The sequence below is a fragment of the Geobacillus sp. LEMMY01 genome (genome assembly GCF_002042905.1).
GTDB classification, from domain to species: Bacteria; Bacillota; Bacilli; order Bacillales; family Anoxybacillaceae; genus Geobacillus; species Geobacillus proteiniphilus.
Window position 1 is genome coordinate 24,052 of record NZ_MVKA01000010.1, and the last position, 17,221, is coordinate 41,272.

20 protein-coding genes are annotated in these 17,221 nt (G+C 54.6%); all 20 read left to right on the top strand.

The features are described 5' to 3' along the window. The first annotated feature begins 15 nt into the window (after positions 1–15). Positions 16–1,002, top strand: a complete 987-nt coding sequence (ftsY, locus tag B1A75_RS06520) for a signal recognition particle-docking protein FtsY (protein ID WP_074044411.1) — start codon at positions 16–18, stop codon at positions 1,000–1,002. A gap of 133 nt (positions 1,003–1,135) precedes the next feature. Next, positions 1,136–1,468 (top strand): putative DNA-binding protein, encoded by a 333-nt coding sequence (locus tag B1A75_RS06525; protein ID WP_031410455.1) that lies wholly within the window; start codon positions 1,136–1,138, stop codon positions 1,466–1,468. A 14-nt stretch (positions 1,469–1,482) separates the two neighbouring features. After that, a complete protein-coding gene (gene ffh / locus B1A75_RS06530; RefSeq protein ID WP_074044412.1) occupies positions 1,483–2,823 on the top strand; it encodes a signal recognition particle protein in 1,341 nt (446 codons plus the stop codon). 94 nt (positions 2,824–2,917) lie between these two features. Then, a complete protein-coding gene (gene rpsP / locus B1A75_RS06535) occupies positions 2,918–3,196 on the top strand; it encodes a 30S ribosomal protein S16 (RefSeq protein WP_079935950.1) in 279 nt (92 codons plus the stop codon). Between the two features lie 161 nt (positions 3,197–3,357). Beyond that, positions 3,358–3,594, top strand: a complete 237-nt coding sequence (locus tag B1A75_RS06540; RefSeq protein WP_011230698.1) for a KH domain-containing protein — start codon at positions 3,358–3,360, stop codon at positions 3,592–3,594. 90 nt (positions 3,595–3,684) lie between these two features. Then, positions 3,685–4,071, top strand: a complete 387-nt coding sequence (locus tag B1A75_RS06545) for a YlqD family protein (protein WP_011230699.1) — start codon at positions 3,685–3,687, stop codon at positions 4,069–4,071. Between the two features lie 15 nt (positions 4,072–4,086). Further along, a complete protein-coding gene (rimM, locus tag B1A75_RS06550) occupies positions 4,087–4,605 on the top strand; it encodes a ribosome maturation factor RimM (RefSeq protein WP_074044413.1) in 519 nt (172 codons plus the stop codon). Next, on the top strand, positions 4,605–5,339 hold the full coding sequence (gene trmD / locus B1A75_RS06555; protein WP_167367383.1) for a tRNA (guanosine(37)-N1)-methyltransferase TrmD: 735 nt from the start codon (positions 4,605–4,607) through the stop codon (positions 5,337–5,339). The genes rimM and trmD overlap by 1 nt, the downstream gene beginning before the upstream one ends. Before the next feature lie 135 nt (positions 5,340–5,474). Continuing rightward, the gene (gene rplS / locus B1A75_RS06560; RefSeq protein ID WP_013145772.1) at positions 5,475–5,831 is read left to right on the top strand and encodes a 50S ribosomal protein L19; all 357 of its coding nucleotides are present in this window, start codon (positions 5,475–5,477) and stop codon (positions 5,829–5,831) included. Positions 5,832–5,951: 120 nt separating this feature from the next. Next, entirely contained in the window at positions 5,952–6,506 is a 555-nt protein-coding gene (gene lepB / locus B1A75_RS06565) for a signal peptidase I (protein WP_011230703.1), read from the top strand. Between the two features lie 12 nt (positions 6,507–6,518). Continuing rightward, positions 6,519–7,385 (top strand): ribosome biogenesis GTPase YlqF, encoded by an 867-nt coding sequence (ylqF, locus tag B1A75_RS06570; protein ID WP_013145770.1) that lies wholly within the window; start codon positions 6,519–6,521, stop codon positions 7,383–7,385. An 84-nt stretch (positions 7,386–7,469) separates the two neighbouring features. Then, the gene (locus tag B1A75_RS06575; protein ID WP_079935951.1) at positions 7,470–8,252 is read left to right on the top strand and encodes a ribonuclease HII; all 783 of its coding nucleotides are present in this window, start codon (positions 7,470–7,472) and stop codon (positions 8,250–8,252) included. 18 nt (positions 8,253–8,270) lie between these two features. Continuing rightward, positions 8,271–9,818, top strand: a complete 1,548-nt coding sequence (locus B1A75_RS06580) for a flagellar hook-length control protein FliK (protein WP_074044416.1) — start codon at positions 8,271–8,273, stop codon at positions 9,816–9,818. Then, positions 9,815–10,102, top strand: a complete 288-nt coding sequence (locus tag B1A75_RS06585; protein ID WP_074044417.1) for an EscU/YscU/HrcU family type III secretion system export apparatus switch protein — start codon at positions 9,815–9,817, stop codon at positions 10,100–10,102. The genes B1A75_RS06580 and B1A75_RS06585 overlap by 4 nt, the downstream gene beginning before the upstream one ends. Before the next feature lie 115 nt (positions 10,103–10,217). Beyond that, positions 10,218–11,378 (top strand): ADP-forming succinate--CoA ligase subunit beta, encoded by a 1,161-nt coding sequence (gene sucC, locus B1A75_RS06590; RefSeq protein WP_011230708.1) that lies wholly within the window; start codon positions 10,218–10,220, stop codon positions 11,376–11,378. A 17-nt stretch (positions 11,379–11,395) separates the two neighbouring features. Further along, positions 11,396–12,298, top strand: a complete 903-nt coding sequence (sucD, locus tag B1A75_RS06595) for a succinate--CoA ligase subunit alpha (protein ID WP_074044418.1) — start codon at positions 11,396–11,398, stop codon at positions 12,296–12,298. A 308-nt stretch (positions 12,299–12,606) separates the two neighbouring features. Beyond that, a complete protein-coding gene (dprA, locus tag B1A75_RS06605) occupies positions 12,607–13,488 on the top strand; it encodes a DNA-processing protein DprA (protein ID WP_020278185.1) in 882 nt (293 codons plus the stop codon). Between the two features lie 78 nt (positions 13,489–13,566). Next, on the top strand, positions 13,567–15,642 hold the full coding sequence (gene topA / locus B1A75_RS06610) for a type I DNA topoisomerase (RefSeq protein WP_020278186.1): 2,076 nt from the start codon (positions 13,567–13,569) through the stop codon (positions 15,640–15,642). Between the two features lie 94 nt (positions 15,643–15,736). Beyond that, a complete protein-coding gene (gene xerC / locus B1A75_RS06615; RefSeq protein ID WP_079935952.1) occupies positions 15,737–16,639 on the top strand; it encodes a tyrosine recombinase XerC in 903 nt (300 codons plus the stop codon). Between the two features lie 24 nt (positions 16,640–16,663). Beyond that, positions 16,664–17,206: an ATP-dependent protease subunit HslV gene (gene hslV, locus B1A75_RS06620; RefSeq protein WP_020278188.1), complete on the top strand. Its 543-nt coding sequence runs from the start codon at positions 16,664–16,666 to the stop codon at positions 17,204–17,206. Positions 17,207–17,221: the final 15 nt, after the last annotated feature.

A 17,221-nucleotide genomic window follows, 5' to 3' on the forward strand; every position in this document is an offset into this window, starting at 1 on the left:
AAGGAGGCGCTTTGGATGGGTTTTTTTCAAAAATTGAAAGAAAAATGGACAAAGCAAGCGGATGCCGTAACCGAAAAGTTTAAAGAAGGGCTGTCAAAAACGCGAAATTCGCTCGCCGGGAAAGTGAACGACCTCATCGCCCGCTATCGGAAAGTGGATGAAGAGTTTTTTGAAGAGCTTGAGGAAATTTTGATCGCCGCCGATGTGGGCGTCACGACCGTCATGGAACTTGTCGATGAGCTGAAAATGGAAGTGAAGCGCCGCAACATTCAAGACCCGGCGCAAATGCGCGACGTCATCGCCGAAAAGCTCGTTGACATTTACCGCGCCGGCGCCGATGACAAAGAACTTTCCGCTTTGAATATACAAGAAGGCGGGCTGACGGTCATTTTGTTCGTCGGTGTCAACGGCGTCGGCAAAACGACAACGATCGGCAAGCTCGCCCATAAGCTGAAATCGGAAGGGAAATCCGTCTTGTTGGCCGCTGGCGACACGTTCCGCGCCGGGGCGATCGAGCAGCTCGAAGCGTGGGGCGAGCGCGTTGGGGTCGACGTCATTAAGCAGGCGGCCGGCTCCGATCCAGCGGCGGTCATGTATGATGCGATTCAAGCGGCGAAAGCGCGCGGCGTTGACGTATTGTTATGCGACACGGCCGGGCGGCTGCAAAACAAAGTGAATTTAATGAAAGAGCTCGAAAAAGTGAAACGCGTCATCAGCCGCGAAATTCCGGGCGCTCCGCATGAAGTATTGCTTGTGTTGGATGCGACGACCGGGCAAAACGCGATGAGCCAAGCCAAGCTGTTTAAAGAAGCGACCGATGTGACCGGCATCGTGTTGACGAAGCTTGACGGCACGGCGAAAGGCGGCATCGTGCTCGCCATTCGCAACGAGATGGCCATCCCGGTGAAACTCGTCGGCCTCGGCGAGAAGATGGACGATTTGCAAGTGTTCGATCCAGAACAGTACGTCTACGGATTGTTTGCTGATTTGCTGGAATCATAAACAAGCCAACAGAGGGTGCTCCCAAAGGTGTTGTGCGCTCGTTTGCCCGTTCTCGCTTGACACTCTACGGAAAAGACGGTACACTACATTTTTGTAAAGGTATTTTACTTAACAATGAGGGAGGGAGAGTCCGGTGCTGGAAAAAACGATGCGCATGAACTATTTATACGATTTTTACCAAGCGCTGTTGACGCCGAAACAGCGCAACTATATGGCGCTTTACTACTTGGACGACTACTCCCTCGGGGAAATTGCCGAACAATATGAGGTGAGCCGCCAGGCGGTGTACGATAACATCCGGCGTACAGAAGCGATGCTGGAACAGTATGAAGAGAAGCTCGGGCTGCTGCGAAAATATGAACGGCGGCGGCAGATCATCGAGCGGCTGAAAGACTACATCAGCCGGCACTACGGCGCTGACGCCGAATTGGCGGCGCTCGTCAATGAGCTTGACGAACTCGACTAGGGAGGGAAACCGCCATGGCGTTTGAAGGATTGTCTGAACGTTTGCAGCAGGTGATGAACCGCATCCGCGGCAAAGGGAAAGTAACCGAAGCGGATGTCAAAGAGATGATGCGCGAAGTGCGCCTTGCCCTGCTCGAAGCGGACGTCAACTTTAAGGTCGTCAAAGATTTTATTAAACGGGTGAGCGAGCGGGCTGTCGGGCAGGAAGTGATGAAAAGCTTAACGCCGGGACAGCAAGTGATCAAAATCGTCAAGGAAGAACTGACGGCGTTAATGGGCGGCGAGCAAAGCCAAATTGCTGTTGCCAAGAGGCCGCCGACCGTCGTCATGATGGTCGGGCTGCAAGGGGCCGGGAAGACGACGACGACCGGGAAGCTGGCCAACTTGTTGCGCAAGCGGCATAACCGGAAGCCGTTGCTTGTGGCCGCCGACGTTTACCGCCCGGCGGCGATCAAGCAGCTCGAGACGCTTGGCAAGCAGCTGAACGTGCCTGTCTTTTCGTTAGGCGAGCACGCCAATCCGGTTGAAATCGCTAAACAGGCGCTCGAGCGGGCGAAAGAAGAGCATTATGATTACGTGCTCATCGACACGGCCGGCCGCCTCCACATTGATGAGGCGTTGATGGATGAGCTGAAGGAAATGAAAGAAGCGGTCAAGCCGGATGAAATTTTCCTCGTCGTTGACGCCATGACCGGGCAAGATGCCGTCAATGTCGCACAAAGCTTCCATGAGCAGCTCGGCATCACCGGCGTCATTTTGACGAAGCTGGACGGCGACACGCGCGGCGGGGCGGCGCTGTCGATCCGCGCCGTGACGGGAGCGCCGATCAAGTTTGCTGGGATGGGCGAAAAACTTGACGCTTTGGAGCCGTTCCATCCGGAGCGAATGGCGTCGCGCATTTTAGGCATGGGCGATGTCCTGACGCTCATCGAAAAAGCGCAGGCGGCCGTCGACGAAGAGAAGGCGAAAGAGCTCGAACAAAAAATGCGCACGGCCACCTTCACGCTTGACGACTTTTTGGACCAGCTCGGCCAAGTGCGCAAGCTCGGACCGCTTGACGAACTGATTAAAATGTTGCCGGGCGCCAACAAAATCAAAGGGCTCGCCAACATTCAAGTCGATGAAAAGCAAATTGCTCGCGTCGAGGCGATCATCCGCTCGATGACGAAAGAAGAGAAAATGCATCCGGAAATCATCAATGGCAGCCGGAAACGACGGATCGCCAAAGGAAGCGGCACGACTGTGCAGGAAGTGAATCGGCTTTTGAAGCAGTTTGACGACATGAAAAAAATGATGAAAATGATGACGAATATGCCAAAAGGGAAAAAGAAAGGATTCCGTTTTCCATTTATGTAAATGAAGATCTGTTAAGCGAAAAACCTTTACAAACGGAAAAAGAATTGTTAATATACTATCTTGTGTGAACTATATACGGAGGTGCGTACTGACTATGGCAGTAAAAATTCGTTTAAAACGCATGGGGACAAAGAAAAAACCGTTCTATCGCATCGTGGTAGCTGATTCGCGCTCGCCGCGCGACGGTCGTTTTATCGAAACGATCGGCACGTACGATCCGGTCGCTGAGCCGGCGCAAGTGAAAATCGATGAGGAATTAGCGCTCAAATGGCTGCAAAACGGCGCCAAACCGTCGGATACGGTGCGCAGCTTGCTGTCGAAGCAAGGCATTTTAGAGAAGTTCCATAACTCATATTTCGCAACCTTTGCATAATATACAAAAAACAACCTGGATATTCGCATAAAAATAATTTTTTATACAAAAATTGTAAAATAATTAATTTTTATTCGGTCAAATCGGGCTTATTTCGAATTTTTATTCAGGGTGCGAAATGTGAGCCATAACTTGAAATACGGCAAATAAGCGAGATGCACATGAAGCCGCTCATTGAAACGATCGTCAAGGCGCTTGTCGATCATCCGGAGGCGGTGGCGGTTGAGCGCCGCGAAGAAGAGACGGCTGTCATCTACGAGCTGTCCGTGCATGAAGACGACACTGGCAAAGTGATCGGCAAACAAGGGCGGACGATCCAGGCGATTCGCACGGTCGTTGCCGCCGCCGCGGCCGGATCGCCAAAGCGGGTTGTTGTGCAAGTGAAAGACAAAGGGTGAGGATGTTCCTCTCCCTTTTTTGATATGATGCCAAAGGGCGCGGAAATGGCCCGGGTGCCGTTCATTCCGTGTCAAAAAAGGGGGAAGAGGATGAAGCTCATTCAAACGGTTGAGGTGCGGCAAATCGTCACTGAACGGAGCAAACAAGAGCTTGCCGCCGCGTTTTTGGCGCGCAAGCAGCAGCTCGAGCGCGAGTGCGACCAGCTTCGTTTTGAACAGAAACGAATGGAGAAAAGCGGAAACTATCCGCCCGCTTTAGTGAAACAATATTTTGCCAAAGAGATCGACGAGCGGATGGAGAAAATGAAACTGCTTGAGTTTCAGCTCGAACAATTACATATGCTACCGTTAGGGAGCGAATTGAAAGAGCGGGAAGTCGAGGCGCTCGTTGAGGTGAACGTCGGCGACCGTTGGGAAGAGGTGACAAAAACGCGCGCCATCATCATTGAAGACGGCGTCGTCAAAGAGATTCGCTAAGAAGGGATGAAAGCGATGGAACGATGGTTTAATGTCGGAAAAATCGTCAATACGCACGGCATCCGCGGCGAAGTGCGCGTCATTTCGCGCACCGACTTTCCTGAAGAACGGTATAAAAAAGGAAACAAGCTGTACATTTTCCGCGAACGGGACACGGAACCGATTGAAGTCACGGTGAAAAGCCACCGCGTCCATAAATCGTTTGACTTGTTGTCGTTTGAAGGCTATGACAGCATCAACGACGTTGAACGGTTTAAGGGGGCGATTCTGAAGGTGCCGGAAAGCCAGCTCGGCGAACTCGCGGAAGGGGAATATTATTTCCACGAGATCATCGGCTGCACTGTCGTGACAGAAGGCGGGGAGACCATCGGCGCGGTAAAGGAAATTTTGACTCCAGGGGCGAACGACGTCTGGGTCGTCCGGCGCGAAGACGGATCGGAAGCGCTCATTCCGTACATTGACGAGGTCGTTTTGCACGTCGATCCGGAGCGGAAAACGATCATCATCCGGCCGATGGAAGGGCTGCTCGAATGATGCGGATCGATATTTTAACGTTGTTTCCCGGCATGTTTTCCGGGGTGTTGAACGAGTCAATTTTAAAGAAGGCGCAAGAAAAAGGGGCCGTCGACATCCGCCTTATTGATTTTCGCGAGTTTGCCGACAACAAGCATAAAACGGTCGACGATTATCCGTACGGCGGCGGCGCCGGCATGGTGCTCAAGCCGCAGCCGATTTTTGACGCGGTGGAACACGTGACGGCTGGATCGCCTGGCGCCCGCATCATTTTGCTTTGCCCGCAAGGCGAGCGCTACACGCAAAAAAAGGCGGAAGAGCTGGCGAAAGAAACGCATTTGGTGCTCATTTGCGGCCATTACGAAGGGTATGACGAACGTATCCGCCAATATTTAGCAACCGATGAAATTTCGATCGGCGACTATATTTTAACAGGTGGGGAACTCGGCGCCATGGTCATTGTCGACAGCGTCGTCCGTCTTCTCCCCGGGGTGCTCGGCAATGAGGCGTCGCCGGTCGATGACTCGTTCAGCTCCGGATTGCTTGAGTATCCGCAATACACAAGACCGGCCGATTTCCGCGGCATGAAAGTGCCGGATGTATTGCTGTCAGGCAACCATCAGCTCATCGCCGAGTGGCGCGAGAAGGAATCGCTCCGGCGCACGTTTTTGCGCCGTCCGGACTTGCTCGATGAATATCCGCTTACAGACAAGCAAAAGCAATGGCTGAAAGAGTGGGAAAAGGAGCGCGAATAGCTATTGCCTGAGTCAACAGTTTATGCTATCATGTCTTTTGTGTGACCTTAAGCGATCTGCTTGAGGACGGAAAACGATGTTCCGCTGCAATGAAGAGATCATTGGCATGAACATCTGTGGAAGGAGTGGATCATGATGCATCATTTAATCCAAGAGATCACGAAAGAACAACTGCGGACGGATTTGCCGGATTTCCGCCCGGGCGACACGGTGCGGGTTCATGTGAAAGTCGTCGAAGGCAACCGCGAACGCATCCAAGTGTTTGAAGGGGTCGTCATTAAACGGCGCGGAGCGGGCATCAGCGAAACGTTCACCGTCCGCAAAGTGTCCTATGGCGTCGGCGTTGAGCGCACATTCCCGGTGCATACGCCGAAAATCGCCAAGCTGGAAGTCATCCGCCGCGGGAAAGTCCGCCGCGCGAAATTGTACTACTTGCGCGAACTTCGCGGCAAAGCGGCGCGCATCAAGGAAAATACGAACGCAGCGCAATAATGGACAACGGTGGATCGTAGCGGAAAAGGAGCTTGCTTTCAAGCTCCTTTTTTCACTACCGTCAATGATGATTTACGGTAGTGATCCACGACTGCAAACTTTGATTTAGGTGGGTGGACAATGGAACAGAAAAAAAGCGAATGGCGCGAATGGATGAAAGCGATCGTCGTTGCCGTCTTGCTCGCCGGGGGCATCCGCTACTTTATTTTCGCTCCGATCATCGTCGACGGCTATTCGATGATGCCGACATTACATAACCATGAGCGGATGATCGTCAATAAACTGGCGTATAAAATCGGCATGCCGCACCGTTTCGATATCATTGTTTTTCACGCCGAAGAAGGGAGAGACTATATTAAGCGGGTCATCGGCCTGCCGGGCGACCGAATTGAATACAAAAATGATACGCTCTATATCAATGGCAAGCCGTATGAAGAGCCGTATTTGGACGAGTATAAAAAGCAGTTGTCCGACGGCGGTCCGCTGACGGAATCGTTCACTTTGGAGGAACTGACCGGGCGAAGCACGGTGCCGCCGGGGCATTTGTTTGTCATGGGCGACAATCGCCGTTTCAGCAAAGATAGCCGCCATATCGGCTTCATTCCGATGTCAAAAGTCGTCGGCAAGGCGAATCTTGTGTATTGGCCGTTGGCTGACGCCCGGATTGTGAAATAAACGAGGCAGGTGATGCCAATGACAGTGATTCAATGGTTCCCCGGCCATATGGCGAAGGCCAAGCGGGAAGTGCAAGAAAAATTAAAGTTGATCGACGTAGCGTTTGAGCTGCTTGACGCCCGTGTGCCGATGTCCTCGCGCAACCCGATGATCGACGAGATTCTCGGACAAAAGCCGCGCCTCATTTTGCTCAATAAGGCTGATATGGCCGATGAGGCGGTGACCGAACAGTGGATCCGCTATTTCCACGATCAAGGGCGGCTGGCTTTGCCCATCGATGCTCAAAGCGGAACAGGAGTCCGGCAAATCGCGGCGGCAGCGAAAGAGATGGTGAAAGACAAATTCGAGAAAATGCGGGCGAAAGGGATTAAAAACCCGCGCCCGGTTCGGGCGCTCATCGTCGGCATCCCGAACGTCGGCAAGTCGACGCTGATCAACCGGCTCGCCGGCCGCCATATCGCGAAAACCGGCGACAAGCCGGGGGTGACAAAAGCGCAGCAATGGATCAAAGTCGGCAAAGAAATGGAGCTGCTTGATACCCCAGGCATCCTATGGCCGAAATTTGAGGATGAGGACGTGGGCTACAAGTTGGCGGTGACCGGCGCCATTAAGGACGAAATTTTAAACTTGCAGGATGTCGCCGTCTATGCGCTCCGCTTTTTGTCGACTCACTATCCCAACCGGCTTGCGGAGCGCTACGGCCTTGATGACATTCCTGATGACATCGTCGCCTTGTTTGACGCCATCGGAAGGCGGCGCGGCTGCTTGACGTCAGGCGGCGCTGTTGACTACGATAAAGTGGCTGATATCGTTTTGTATGACATCCGCACGGAAAAATTAGGCCGCTTAAGCTTTGAAACGCCCGCTTCACGGACGTAGCGCGTCCGGCGGGCGTTTTTTGCCGGCGGTGCTTTACGGTCGGCCAAACAGAGCCGATAGTATAAGTAGAAGAGGGAGAGGAGCATGAAGCGGTATACGGTGAAAGACATTGAAGCGCTGCTTCCGAAGCTTGGCGCGGACGACCCGCGCTGGGAGATGCTGCGGCAGGATGAGCGAAAAAGCGTGCAGGCACTTCTTGCCCGTTTTGAAAGGCAGAAAGCGCGCCGGCACGCCATCGAGCAGCGGTGGGAAGAACTGATGCGTTATGAGCGGGAACTATACGCCGCTGGCGTTAGACGGATCGCCGGCATTGATGAGGCCGGGCGCGGCCCGCTGGCCGGCCCGGTCGTCGCCGCCGCGGTCATCTTGCCGAAAGACGCCTATTTGCCGGGGCTTGACGACTCGAAGCGGCTGACGCCGGAAAAGCGCGAGGCATTGTTTGCGCAAATTGAAGCGTGCGCCGTCGCCATCGGCATCGGCATCGTCAGCGCGGCGGAGATCGATGAAAGGAATATTTACGAAGCGACAAGGCAAGCGATGGCGAAAGCGGTGAACGCCCTTTCCCCGCCGCCTGAACATTTGCTCGTTGATGCGATGGCGGTGCCGTGCCCACTGCCGCAACAGCGCCTCATAAAAGGAGACGCCAACAGCGCTTCGATCGCCGCTGCGTCGGTCATCGCCAAAGTGACGCGCGACCGGTGGATGAAAGAACTGGATCGCCGCTATCCACAATACGGGTTCGCGCGCCATATGGGCTACGGAACGCCGGAACATTTCGAGGCGATCCGCCGCTATGGCATTACGCCTGAGCACCGTCGTTCGTTCGCACCGGTGAGGGAGGTGCTGAAGGCGAGCGAGCAGCTCTAGAAGAAGGGATGGGACGAAATGGTCGAGCGCATGGAGCGGACGATGCCAACGACCGCTGTCCGCGACGCGACATCCAGCCGGCGGTTTCAGCCGGGGCAGGCCGTCGTTGGCCGAGTGGAGCGGGTCGAGGAGATGGAAACCGGGGAGCGGGCGGCACTCGTCCGCGCTGGCGGACAGCTTGTGCGCGCCCGTTTGGAGGCGCCGCTTGCCGTCGGACGTTTGTATTTGTTTGAAATTCACGAACGACAAGGAACAATGTATTGGAAAGCCATTCCCCTTTCCGAACTGGCGTCTGCTCCGTCAGGTGAAGAGGCGGTGCGCCGGTGGCAAAAAGCGTGGAAACTGCCGGATGCGGCGCTGCCGGTGCTCCGTCAAGCGCTGAAAGCTGGCGCGGCTGCAACGAAAGAGGAAATTGCCGCACTGACTGAAGCGGTGAAAGAGACCGGCCAGCCGGACGCGGCCGAAGACGTGCTCGCCCATTTGTTTCGCCGCCGGCTGCCGCTCTCTTCAGCCGTGTTTCGCGCGCTATGGGCAGCTAAAACCGGGGTGCCGCTCGCTGATGGTTTGGGGAAACTGAAAGCGGCCATTGCCGCCCTTTCCGCCCATCCGGCGGCGCTTGAGCTCAGCCGGGCGATGGAGAAGTTTCTTTCACCGCCGCTGTCCGCTTACGAGGCGGCCGTGCGTTTGTTGCTGTCGGAGGAGGAAGAGGCCGAAACGGCCCGCGCGCTTCTTGCCCGCCTTGGGCTCGCCCCGTTGCCGGAGGCCCGCCGCTTGGCGCTTCGGGAGGCGGTGCAACGCCGCCGGTTTGCCGATATCATTCGGCAGCTCGACTTGACGGACGAGGAGGCGTTTTTGGAACGGTGGGCCGCTCTCGATGCTGCCTATCAAAGCGGGGCGCTGCCCGCCGCGGAGGCGAAGTTGTGGGCGGCCGCTCGAGCGACGAAAGATCCGGCGCTGTCGCTGTTTTGCTGGCTGAGGCGAGCGGCCGGGCGGCTTGGGCTTGAAGACGAGGCGGCGCTCGTCCGTGTTGGGAAAATCGAGGATTTGCCTTCTGCCCCGTCGTTGAAACGGCTGCTTCTTCGCTTTCTTCATGAACCGGGGAGCGAAGGGGCCAAGCGGGCGGCCGAAGCGCTTCTCGACCAGCTCGATGGCATGGCCATCGCGGCTGGCGGCGATGGGCTCATTGAGCACGTATGGCTTTCGTTTCCATTGCCGCTTGGCGGCCGCAGCAGCGATTTTGCTGTGTGCTGGCAAGGAAGGAGGAAACAAGGCGGGCCGCTTGATGCCGATTACAACCGCATTGTTTGTTGCCTGACGCTTGAAGAGCTGGGAGAGGTGATCGTCGATATGCGCGTGCAAAGACGGATCGTCCACATCTCCATTTTTCACGATGATCCGCGGTTGGCGGTTGTTGCCGCTCGGATGGCTCCGCTTGTCAAAGAGCGGTTTCAGGCGCACGGCTATGCGCTTTCAGGCATTGATGTAAAGGCAACGCGTTCCGCCCCTCCTCCGCCTTCCGTTTTTCTGTTTGCCGACAGTTGCAGCGAGGTGGATTGCCAAGCATGAACGAGGAGCGGAAAAAAGCAGTCGCCTTGTCTTACGATGCGGCACTTGACGCAGCTCCGATCGTCAAGGCGAAAGGGGTTGGCAAGGTCGCCGAAGCGATCATCGCCACCGCCCGGCAACACGGCGTGCCGATTCGCCAAGATCCGACGCTTGTTGAGCTGCTGGGCAAAGTGGAGATCAACGAAATGATCCCGGAGGAGCTGTACGCCTTAGTGGCTGAATTGTTCGCGTTTTTGTATCGGCTTGATCAAGAAGCGAAAGAAGAAAGGGTGGGGGAGGGATAATTTTCCTATTCCCCGCTTTCTTAATTTTGCGGCGAAACGGTGGACAAGCGCGAAATGTTAGGTATAAAATGAAAGCGCTAAGACTTTTTTGATTTTATACATAGGAGGTTGGCGCATGAACATTCATGAATACCAGGCAAAAGAAATTTTGCGAAGCTATGGTGTAAGCGTGCCGAACGGCCGCGTCGCGTTCACGGTGGATGAAGCGGTCGAAGCGGCGAAAGAGCTCGGCGCGCCGGTGTGTGTCGTCAAAGCGCAAATCCATGCCGGCGGGCGCGGCAAAGCGGGCGGGGTGAAAGTGGCAAAAAGCCTCGAGGAAGTCCGTACATACGCCAGCGAATTGCTCGGCAAAGTGCTTGTCACCCATCAAACCGGCCCGGAAGGAAAAGAAGTGAAACGGCTGTTGATTGAAGAAGGGTGCGACATCCAAAAAGAATACTACATCGGCCTTGTCGTCGACCGCGCCACCTCGCGCGTCGTTTTAATGGGCTCGGAAGAGGGCGGCACGGAAATCGAAGAAGTCGCGGCGAAAACGCCGGAGAAAATTTTTAAAGAATACATCGATCCAGCCGTCGGGCTGCAAGCGTTCCAAGCGCGCCGATTGGCTTTCAACATCAACATTCCGAAGCATCTCGTCAACCAAGCGGTCAAATTTATGATGGGCTTGTACCAAGTGTTTGTCGATAAAGACTGCTCGATCGCCGAAATCAATCCGCTTGTCGTCACCGGCGACGGCAAAGTGATGGCGCTTGATGCGAAGCTGAATTTCGATTCGAACGCCTTATACCGCCATCCGGATATCCTTGAATACCGCGACTTGGATGAAGAAGATCCGAAAGAAGTCGAAGCGTCGAAATATGACTTAAACTACATCGCTCTTGACGGCAACATCGGCTGCATGGTCAACGGCGCCGGCTTGGCGATGGCGACAATGGACATCATCAAATATTATGGCGGCGAGCCGGCCAACTTCCTTGATGTCGGCGGCGGCGCCAGCGAGGAAAAAGTAAGGGAAGCGTTCAAAATCATTTTGTCCGACCCGAACGTCAAAGGCATTTTCGTCAACATTTTCGGCGGCATTATGAAATGCGATGTCATCGCGAGCGGCATCGTCGCGGCGACGAAGCAAGTCGGCTTGACGCTTCCGCTTGTCGTCCGTCTTGAAGGAACGAACGTTGAGCTCGGGAAAAAGATTTTGCAAGAGTCGGGCTTAAACATTATTGCGGCCGAATCGATGGCGGACGGCGCGCAAAAAATCGTCGAGCTAGTACGTTAAGAAAGCGAGGGATACACGTGAGCGTTTTTGTCAATAAAGACACGAAAGTGATCGTGCAAGGGATTACCGGTTCGCAAGGGCTGTTCCATACGAGACAGATGATCGAATACGGCACAAAGATTGTCGGCGGCGTCACGCCGGGCAAAGGCGGCACGGAAGTCGAAGGCGTGCCGGTGTTTGACACTGTTTCGGAAGCGGTTGAAAAAACAGGGGCGAACGCCTCGGTCATTTACGTTCCGCCGGCATTTGCCGCGGATGCCATCATGGAAGCGGTTGACGCTGGACTCGACCTTGTCGTTTGCATCACCGAAGGCATCCCGGTGCTCGATATGGTGAAAGTGAAGCGGTACATGGAAGGCAAAAAGACGCGCCTCATCGGCCCGAATTGCCCGGGCGTCATTACGCCGGAAGAGTGCAAAATCGGCATTATGCCGGGCTACATCCATAAAAAAGGACATGTCGGCATTGTTTCCCGTTCCGGCACGCTGACGTACGAAGCAGTTCACCAACTGACGCAAGCCGGCATCGGCCAGTCGACGGCGGTCGGCATCGGCGGCGACCCAGTCAACGGCACGAACTTCATCGATGTGCTCAAGGCGTTTAATGAAGACGAAGAAACGTACGCTGTCATTATGATCGGCGAAATCGGCGGCACGGCGGAAGAAGAAGCGGCCGAATGGGTGAAAGCGAACATGACGAAACCGGTCGTCGGCTTTATTGGCGGGCAAACGGCGCCTCCGGGCAAACGGATGGGCCATGCCGGCGCGATCATTTCCGGCGGCAAAGGCACGGCCGCAGAGAAAATCAAAAAAATGACCGAATGCGGCATTAAAGTGGCGGAAACGCCGGCCGTGATCGGAGAAACACTCATTTCTGTGCTGAAAGAACGCGGCTTGTACGAAAAATGCAAAACGCACTAATGGTTTGGCCCCGCACGTCTTCGTGCGGGGTGTTGCGTATCATGTCTATAGATGCAATTTGAAGCTTTACCATTTGCCGCTTTTACAGAGCAATTGGATCGACTGTCGGGCGACCGAACAACGCCGCTTCTAGACCCATGTATGGGTCTGTGAAGCAGGTGGTTGTTCGGTCTTCCGTCACGCCAAGGCGTGACGAGGAAGCCTGCGGCTTGCCTCCGACAGTCGAAAAAATAGACAGGCGACTTTTCCGTCAAGGATAGTTGCACCTATATATCCATGCTGAAGGTGAAAAAAGAAAGGGGAGCAGTATGTACGATACGGTCCGCGACCGACTCATCCATCTCCATCATTGCCGCGGGGCGGGATGGAAGACGATTCATTCCTTGCTTAAGGCTGATCCGACGCTCACCGCTCCATTTTCTCTTCCTCCTAATGATCTCCGCCCGCTCATTCCGCTTTCCGACGCTCAATGGACCGCTTTTTTCCATGATTTGCATTCCATCGATGTGCAACGTGTGATAAAAACATATATGGACCGGTGCATTCATGTGGTCACCGTGTTTGATCATGACTATCCGCCGTTGCTTCGGCATATTTATGCCCCGCCGTGGGTGCTGTATGCAAAGGGGAACTCCGCTTTGCTTCAGGAGCGGAAACTGATCAGCATCGTCGGCACGAGACGGCCGACGAAGGAAGGAATCGAAGCGTTGAACAAATTGGTGCCGCCGCTTGTTGCCGCCGGCTTTACGATCGTCAGCGGGCTCGCGTTTGGGATTGACGTGTGCGCCCACCAACTCGCCGTCCAGCATGGCGGGTCGACGGTCGCGGTCATCGCCGGCGGGCTGGACCACATTTATCCGAAAGAGCATCGACCGTTCGCCACCCGGCTGATGAACGAACAGTTGGTCATCGCCGAGCATCCGCCGGCAACGCGCCCACAGGCATGGCAGTTTCCCGCGCGCAATCGCATCATCAGCGGGCTGTCGCTCGGCACGCTTGTCGTGCAGGCGAAGCGAAAAAGCGGTTCGCTCATTACCGCCGCGTATGCGCTTGAGCAAGGGCGGGAAGTGTTCGCCGTCCCCGGCCCGATCGGTTTGGCGGAATCCGCCGGGCCGAATACGCTCATTCAGCACGGGGCAAAACTAGTGCAAGAAGCGGCGGACATTTTGGCCGAATTCCCGTATGTGTAATGCACATGTTTGACAAATGCGGCAATAATCATTAATAATAATGAAGATTTCAATTTACCTCCTAGGGGTGGAAGATGGATGTCAGACTACTTAGTTATCGTCGAATCGCCAACGAAAGCGAAGACGATCGAACGATACTTGGGAAAAAAATATACGGTCAAAGCGTCAATGGGCCACGTCCGCGATTTGCCAAAAAGCCAAATGGGCGTTGATATAGACCATGGCTACGAGCCGAAATACATTACGATCCGCGGCAAAGGCCAGGTGATCAAAGAGTTGAAAACGGCGGCGAAAAAAGCGAAAAAAGTGTTTCTTGCCGCCGACCCCGATCGCGAAGGAGAGGCGATCGCTTGGCATTTGGCCCACATGCTCGATCTGGATATTCACTCTGATTGCCGCGTCGTCTTTCATGAGATCACGAAGGATGCCATTCAGCAATCGTTTCAGCAGCCGCGCGCGATCAATATGAATCTTGTTGACGCCCAGCAGGCGCGGCGTGTGCTCGACCGGCTCGTCGGCTATAACATCAGCCCGCTCTTATGGAAAAAGGTGAAAAAAGGGTTAAGCGCCGGCCGCGTCCAATCGGTGGCGCTGCGTCTCATCATCGATCGGGAACGAGAAATTCGCGAATTTCAGCCGGAAGAATATTGGACGATTCAAGCGACGTTTCAAAAAGGAGGAGAGACGTTTGCCGCCTCGTTTTACAGTATTGACGGACAAAAACGCGATTTAAAGACGGAGGCGGATGTGAAAGCGGTGCTGGACCGCTTAAACGGAACGGCATTTGTCGTGAAAACGGTGACAAAACGAGAGCGCAAGCGCAGCCCAGTGCCGCCGTTTACGACATCGTCGCTTCAGCAGGAAGCGGCGCGCAAACTGAATTTCCGGACGAAAAAGACGATGATGATCGCCCAGCAGCTGTATGAGGGAATCGATCTCGGCAGCGAAGGGACGGTCGGGTTGATCACGTATATGCGCACTGATTCAACGCGCGTCGCCGAGACGGCGCAGCAAGAGGCGGCGGCGTATATCGAGGCGACGTTCGGCGCTATGTATGTCAACCAAGAAAAGCGGAAAGAGAAGAAAAGCACGAACGCCCAAGACGCCCATGAAGCGATCCGCCCGACATCGGCATTTCGCGATCCGGACAAAGTGAAACCGTATTTGACGCGCGACCAGTTTCGGTTGTATAAACTCATTTGGGAACGGTTCATCGCCAGTCAAATGGCGGCCGCCGTGCTTGACACCATGAGCGTCGAGTTGGAAAACAACGGCGTCGTGTTCCGCGCCAGCGGCTCGAAGGTGAAATTTCCAGGGTTTATGAAAGTGTATATTGAAGGAACGGACGATCAAACGGAAGAGCAGGACCGTATCCTCCCGGATTTGGAAGAAAAGGAAACGGTTGAGAGCGAAACGATCGAATCGAAGCAGCACTTTACCCAGCCGCCGCCACGCTACACGGAAGCCCGCCTCGTCAAAACGTTGGAGGAACTCGGCATCGGCCGCCCGTCGACGTATGCCCCGACGCTTGATACGATCCAAAAGCGCAACTATGTCGTCCTTGAGAACAAACGGTTTGTCCCGACCGAGCTCGGCGAAATCGTTGTGGAGCTGATGCTCGAATTTTTCCCGGAAATTATCGATGTCGAGTTTACGGCGAAAATGGAAAAAGAATTGGACGAAATTGAAGAAGGGAAAGTGGCATGGATCAAAGTCGTTGACGAGTTTTACCGCGAATTTGAAAAGCGGTTGAAAGTGGCGGAAAAAGAAATGCGCGCAGTTGAGATTAAGGATGAGCCCGCCGGCATTGACTGCGAGGTGTGCGGCAGTCCGATGGTGTACAAAATGGGCCGTTTCGGCAAGTTTATCGCCTGCTCGAATTTCCCGGAATGCCGCCATACGAAGCCGATTGTCAAAGAAATCGGCGTCAAGTGCCCGAAATGCCGCGAAGGCAACATCGTCGAGCGCAGCACGAAAAGAAAGCGGGTGTTTTACGGCTGCGACCGTTTCCCGGATTGCGACTTCGTCTCGTGGGATAAACCGCTCGCCCGCCCGTGCCCGAAATGCGCAGGTTTGCTTGTGGAGAAAGAGCTGAAAAAAGGTGTGCAAGTGCAATGCACGGCGTGCGATTATGAAGAGCGGCTAGAAGCATGAACGGGCATTAGATACAATTCAGAATTTTGTAAAAAATAGTTGCGTTCATGCAGAAGAATATGGTACGATGTAGTAGCCGTTGCGGGGTGAGGCGATGGAGAATTCGAAACTTGCGTTACAATTGTTCATAGAATATTTACAAATCGAGAAAAATTATTCACAATATACTATTGTGTGTTACCGGCGTGACATTGAGCAGTTTTTCCGATTTATGGATGAGGAAGGAATCGGCGCGCTCGATGAAGTGTCCTACAGCGACGTCCGCTTATATTTGACGAAACTATACGAACAACAGTTGGCCAGCCGTTCGGTCGCCCGCAAAATTTCGAGTCTGCGCAGCTTTTACAAGTTTTTGCTGCGCGAAGGGCGGGCGGCCGAAAATCCGTTTGCGCTCGCGACGCTGCCGAAAAAAGAGCAAAAAATTCCTAATTTTTTATACCCGAAAGAATTAGAAGCATTGTTTCTTGTCAATGATGAAAATACCGCCCTCGGCCAGCGCAATGCGGCGCTGCTTGAGTTGCTGTACGCGACTGGCGTCCGGGTTAGTGAATGTTGTCACATTCGGCTGTCTGACGTCGATTTTGCTGCAGCGACTGTGCTCATTCACGGCAAAGGAAACAAGCAGCGCTACGTTCCGTTCGGCCGCCCGGCCCGCGAAGCGCTTGAACGGTATATTCATAGGGGCCGACGCGAACTGACAAGAAAGCTGCCGGCGGACCACCGCTATTTGTTTGTCAACGCCCGCGGCAATCCGCTCACGCCTCGGGGAGTGCGCCATATTTTGGATCGGATTGTCGAAGCAGCTGCGCTGATGCAAAACATCAGCCCGCACGTTTTGCGGCATACGTTTGCGACCCATTTGCTCAACGAAGGAGCCGATCTCCGTTCGGTGCAGGAACTGCTCGGCCATGCGCATTTGTCATCGACGCAAGTGTATACGCATGTAACGAAAGACCGGCTGCGGCGTATTTATTTGCAGGCGCATCCGCGGGCGTAACCCGCAGGCAAGGAGGGGAAAATGATGGGAGCTTTTCATGCGACGACGATTTTTGCCATCCGCCATAACGGCGCATCCGCCATGGCTGGCGACGGCCAAGTGACGTTCGGCAATGCGGTCGTCATGAAGCATACAGCGAAAAAAGTGCGGCGGTTGTTCCAAGGAAACGTGCTCGCCGGTTTCGCCGGCTCGGTCGCTGACGCGTTTACGCTGTTTGAAATGTTTGAAGGCAAGCTCGAACAATTTAACGGCAACTTGCCGCGCGCGGCGGTTGAACTGGCGAAAGAGTGGCGGAGCGATAAAGTGTTGCGCCGCCTCGAGGCGATGCTCATTGTCATGGACAAACAGCACTTGTTGCTTGTCTCTGGCACGGGCGAAGTGATTGAGCCGGATGATGGCATGCTCGCCATTGGCTCGGGCGGTCAGTATGCGCTTGCTGCTGGGCGTGCGTTGAAGAAGTACGCGGGCGGCTCGATGACCGCGAAAGAGATTGCCCAGGCGGCGCTCGAGATCGCCGCTGACATTTGCGTTTATACGAACGGCCATATTATTGTCGAAGAGCTGTAAAAAAGGAGGAGGCCG

Bases quoted from the DNA above. Each gene is read 5' to 3' on its own strand.
- dprA (WP_020278185.1), top strand. From the start codon at position 12,607: ATGTACGATACGGTCCGCGACCGACTCATCCATCTCCATCATTGCCGC.
- hslV (WP_020278188.1), top strand. From the start codon at position 16,664: ATGGGAGCTTTTCATGCGACGACGATTTTTGCCATCCGCCATAACGGC.
- B1A75_RS06575 (WP_079935951.1), top strand. From the start codon at position 7,470: ATGAAGCGGTATACGGTGAAAGACATTGAAGCGCTGCTTCCGAAGCTT.
- rpsP (WP_079935950.1), top strand. From the start codon at position 2,918: ATGGCAGTAAAAATTCGTTTAAAACGCATGGGGACAAAGAAAAAACCG.
- B1A75_RS06545 (WP_011230699.1), top strand. From the start codon at position 3,685: ATGAAGCTCATTCAAACGGTTGAGGTGCGGCAAATCGTCACTGAACGG.
- ftsY (WP_074044411.1), top strand. From the start codon at position 16: ATGGGTTTTTTTCAAAAATTGAAAGAAAAATGGACAAAGCAAGCGGAT.
- rplS (WP_013145772.1), top strand. From the start codon at position 5,475: ATGCATCATTTAATCCAAGAGATCACGAAAGAACAACTGCGGACGGAT.
- B1A75_RS06540 (WP_011230698.1), top strand. From the start codon at position 3,358: ATGAAGCCGCTCATTGAAACGATCGTCAAGGCGCTTGTCGATCATCCG.
- B1A75_RS06580 (WP_074044416.1), top strand. From the start codon at position 8,271: ATGGTCGAGCGCATGGAGCGGACGATGCCAACGACCGCTGTCCGCGAC.
- xerC (WP_079935952.1), top strand. From the start codon at position 15,737: ATGGAGAATTCGAAACTTGCGTTACAATTGTTCATAGAATATTTACAA.
- ylqF (WP_013145770.1), top strand. From the start codon at position 6,519: ATGCCAATGACAGTGATTCAATGGTTCCCCGGCCATATGGCGAAGGCC.
- topA (WP_020278186.1), top strand. From the start codon at position 13,567: ATGTCAGACTACTTAGTTATCGTCGAATCGCCAACGAAAGCGAAGACG.
- ffh (WP_074044412.1), top strand. From the start codon at position 1,483: ATGGCGTTTGAAGGATTGTCTGAACGTTTGCAGCAGGTGATGAACCGC.
- rimM (WP_074044413.1), top strand. From the start codon at position 4,087: ATGGAACGATGGTTTAATGTCGGAAAAATCGTCAATACGCACGGCATC.
- B1A75_RS06585 (WP_074044417.1), top strand. From the start codon at position 9,815: ATGAACGAGGAGCGGAAAAAAGCAGTCGCCTTGTCTTACGATGCGGCA.
- sucC (WP_011230708.1), top strand. From the start codon at position 10,218: ATGAACATTCATGAATACCAGGCAAAAGAAATTTTGCGAAGCTATGGT.
- trmD (WP_167367383.1), top strand. From the start codon at position 4,605: ATGCGGATCGATATTTTAACGTTGTTTCCCGGCATGTTTTCCGGGGTG.
- lepB (WP_011230703.1), top strand. From the start codon at position 5,952: ATGGAACAGAAAAAAAGCGAATGGCGCGAATGGATGAAAGCGATCGTC.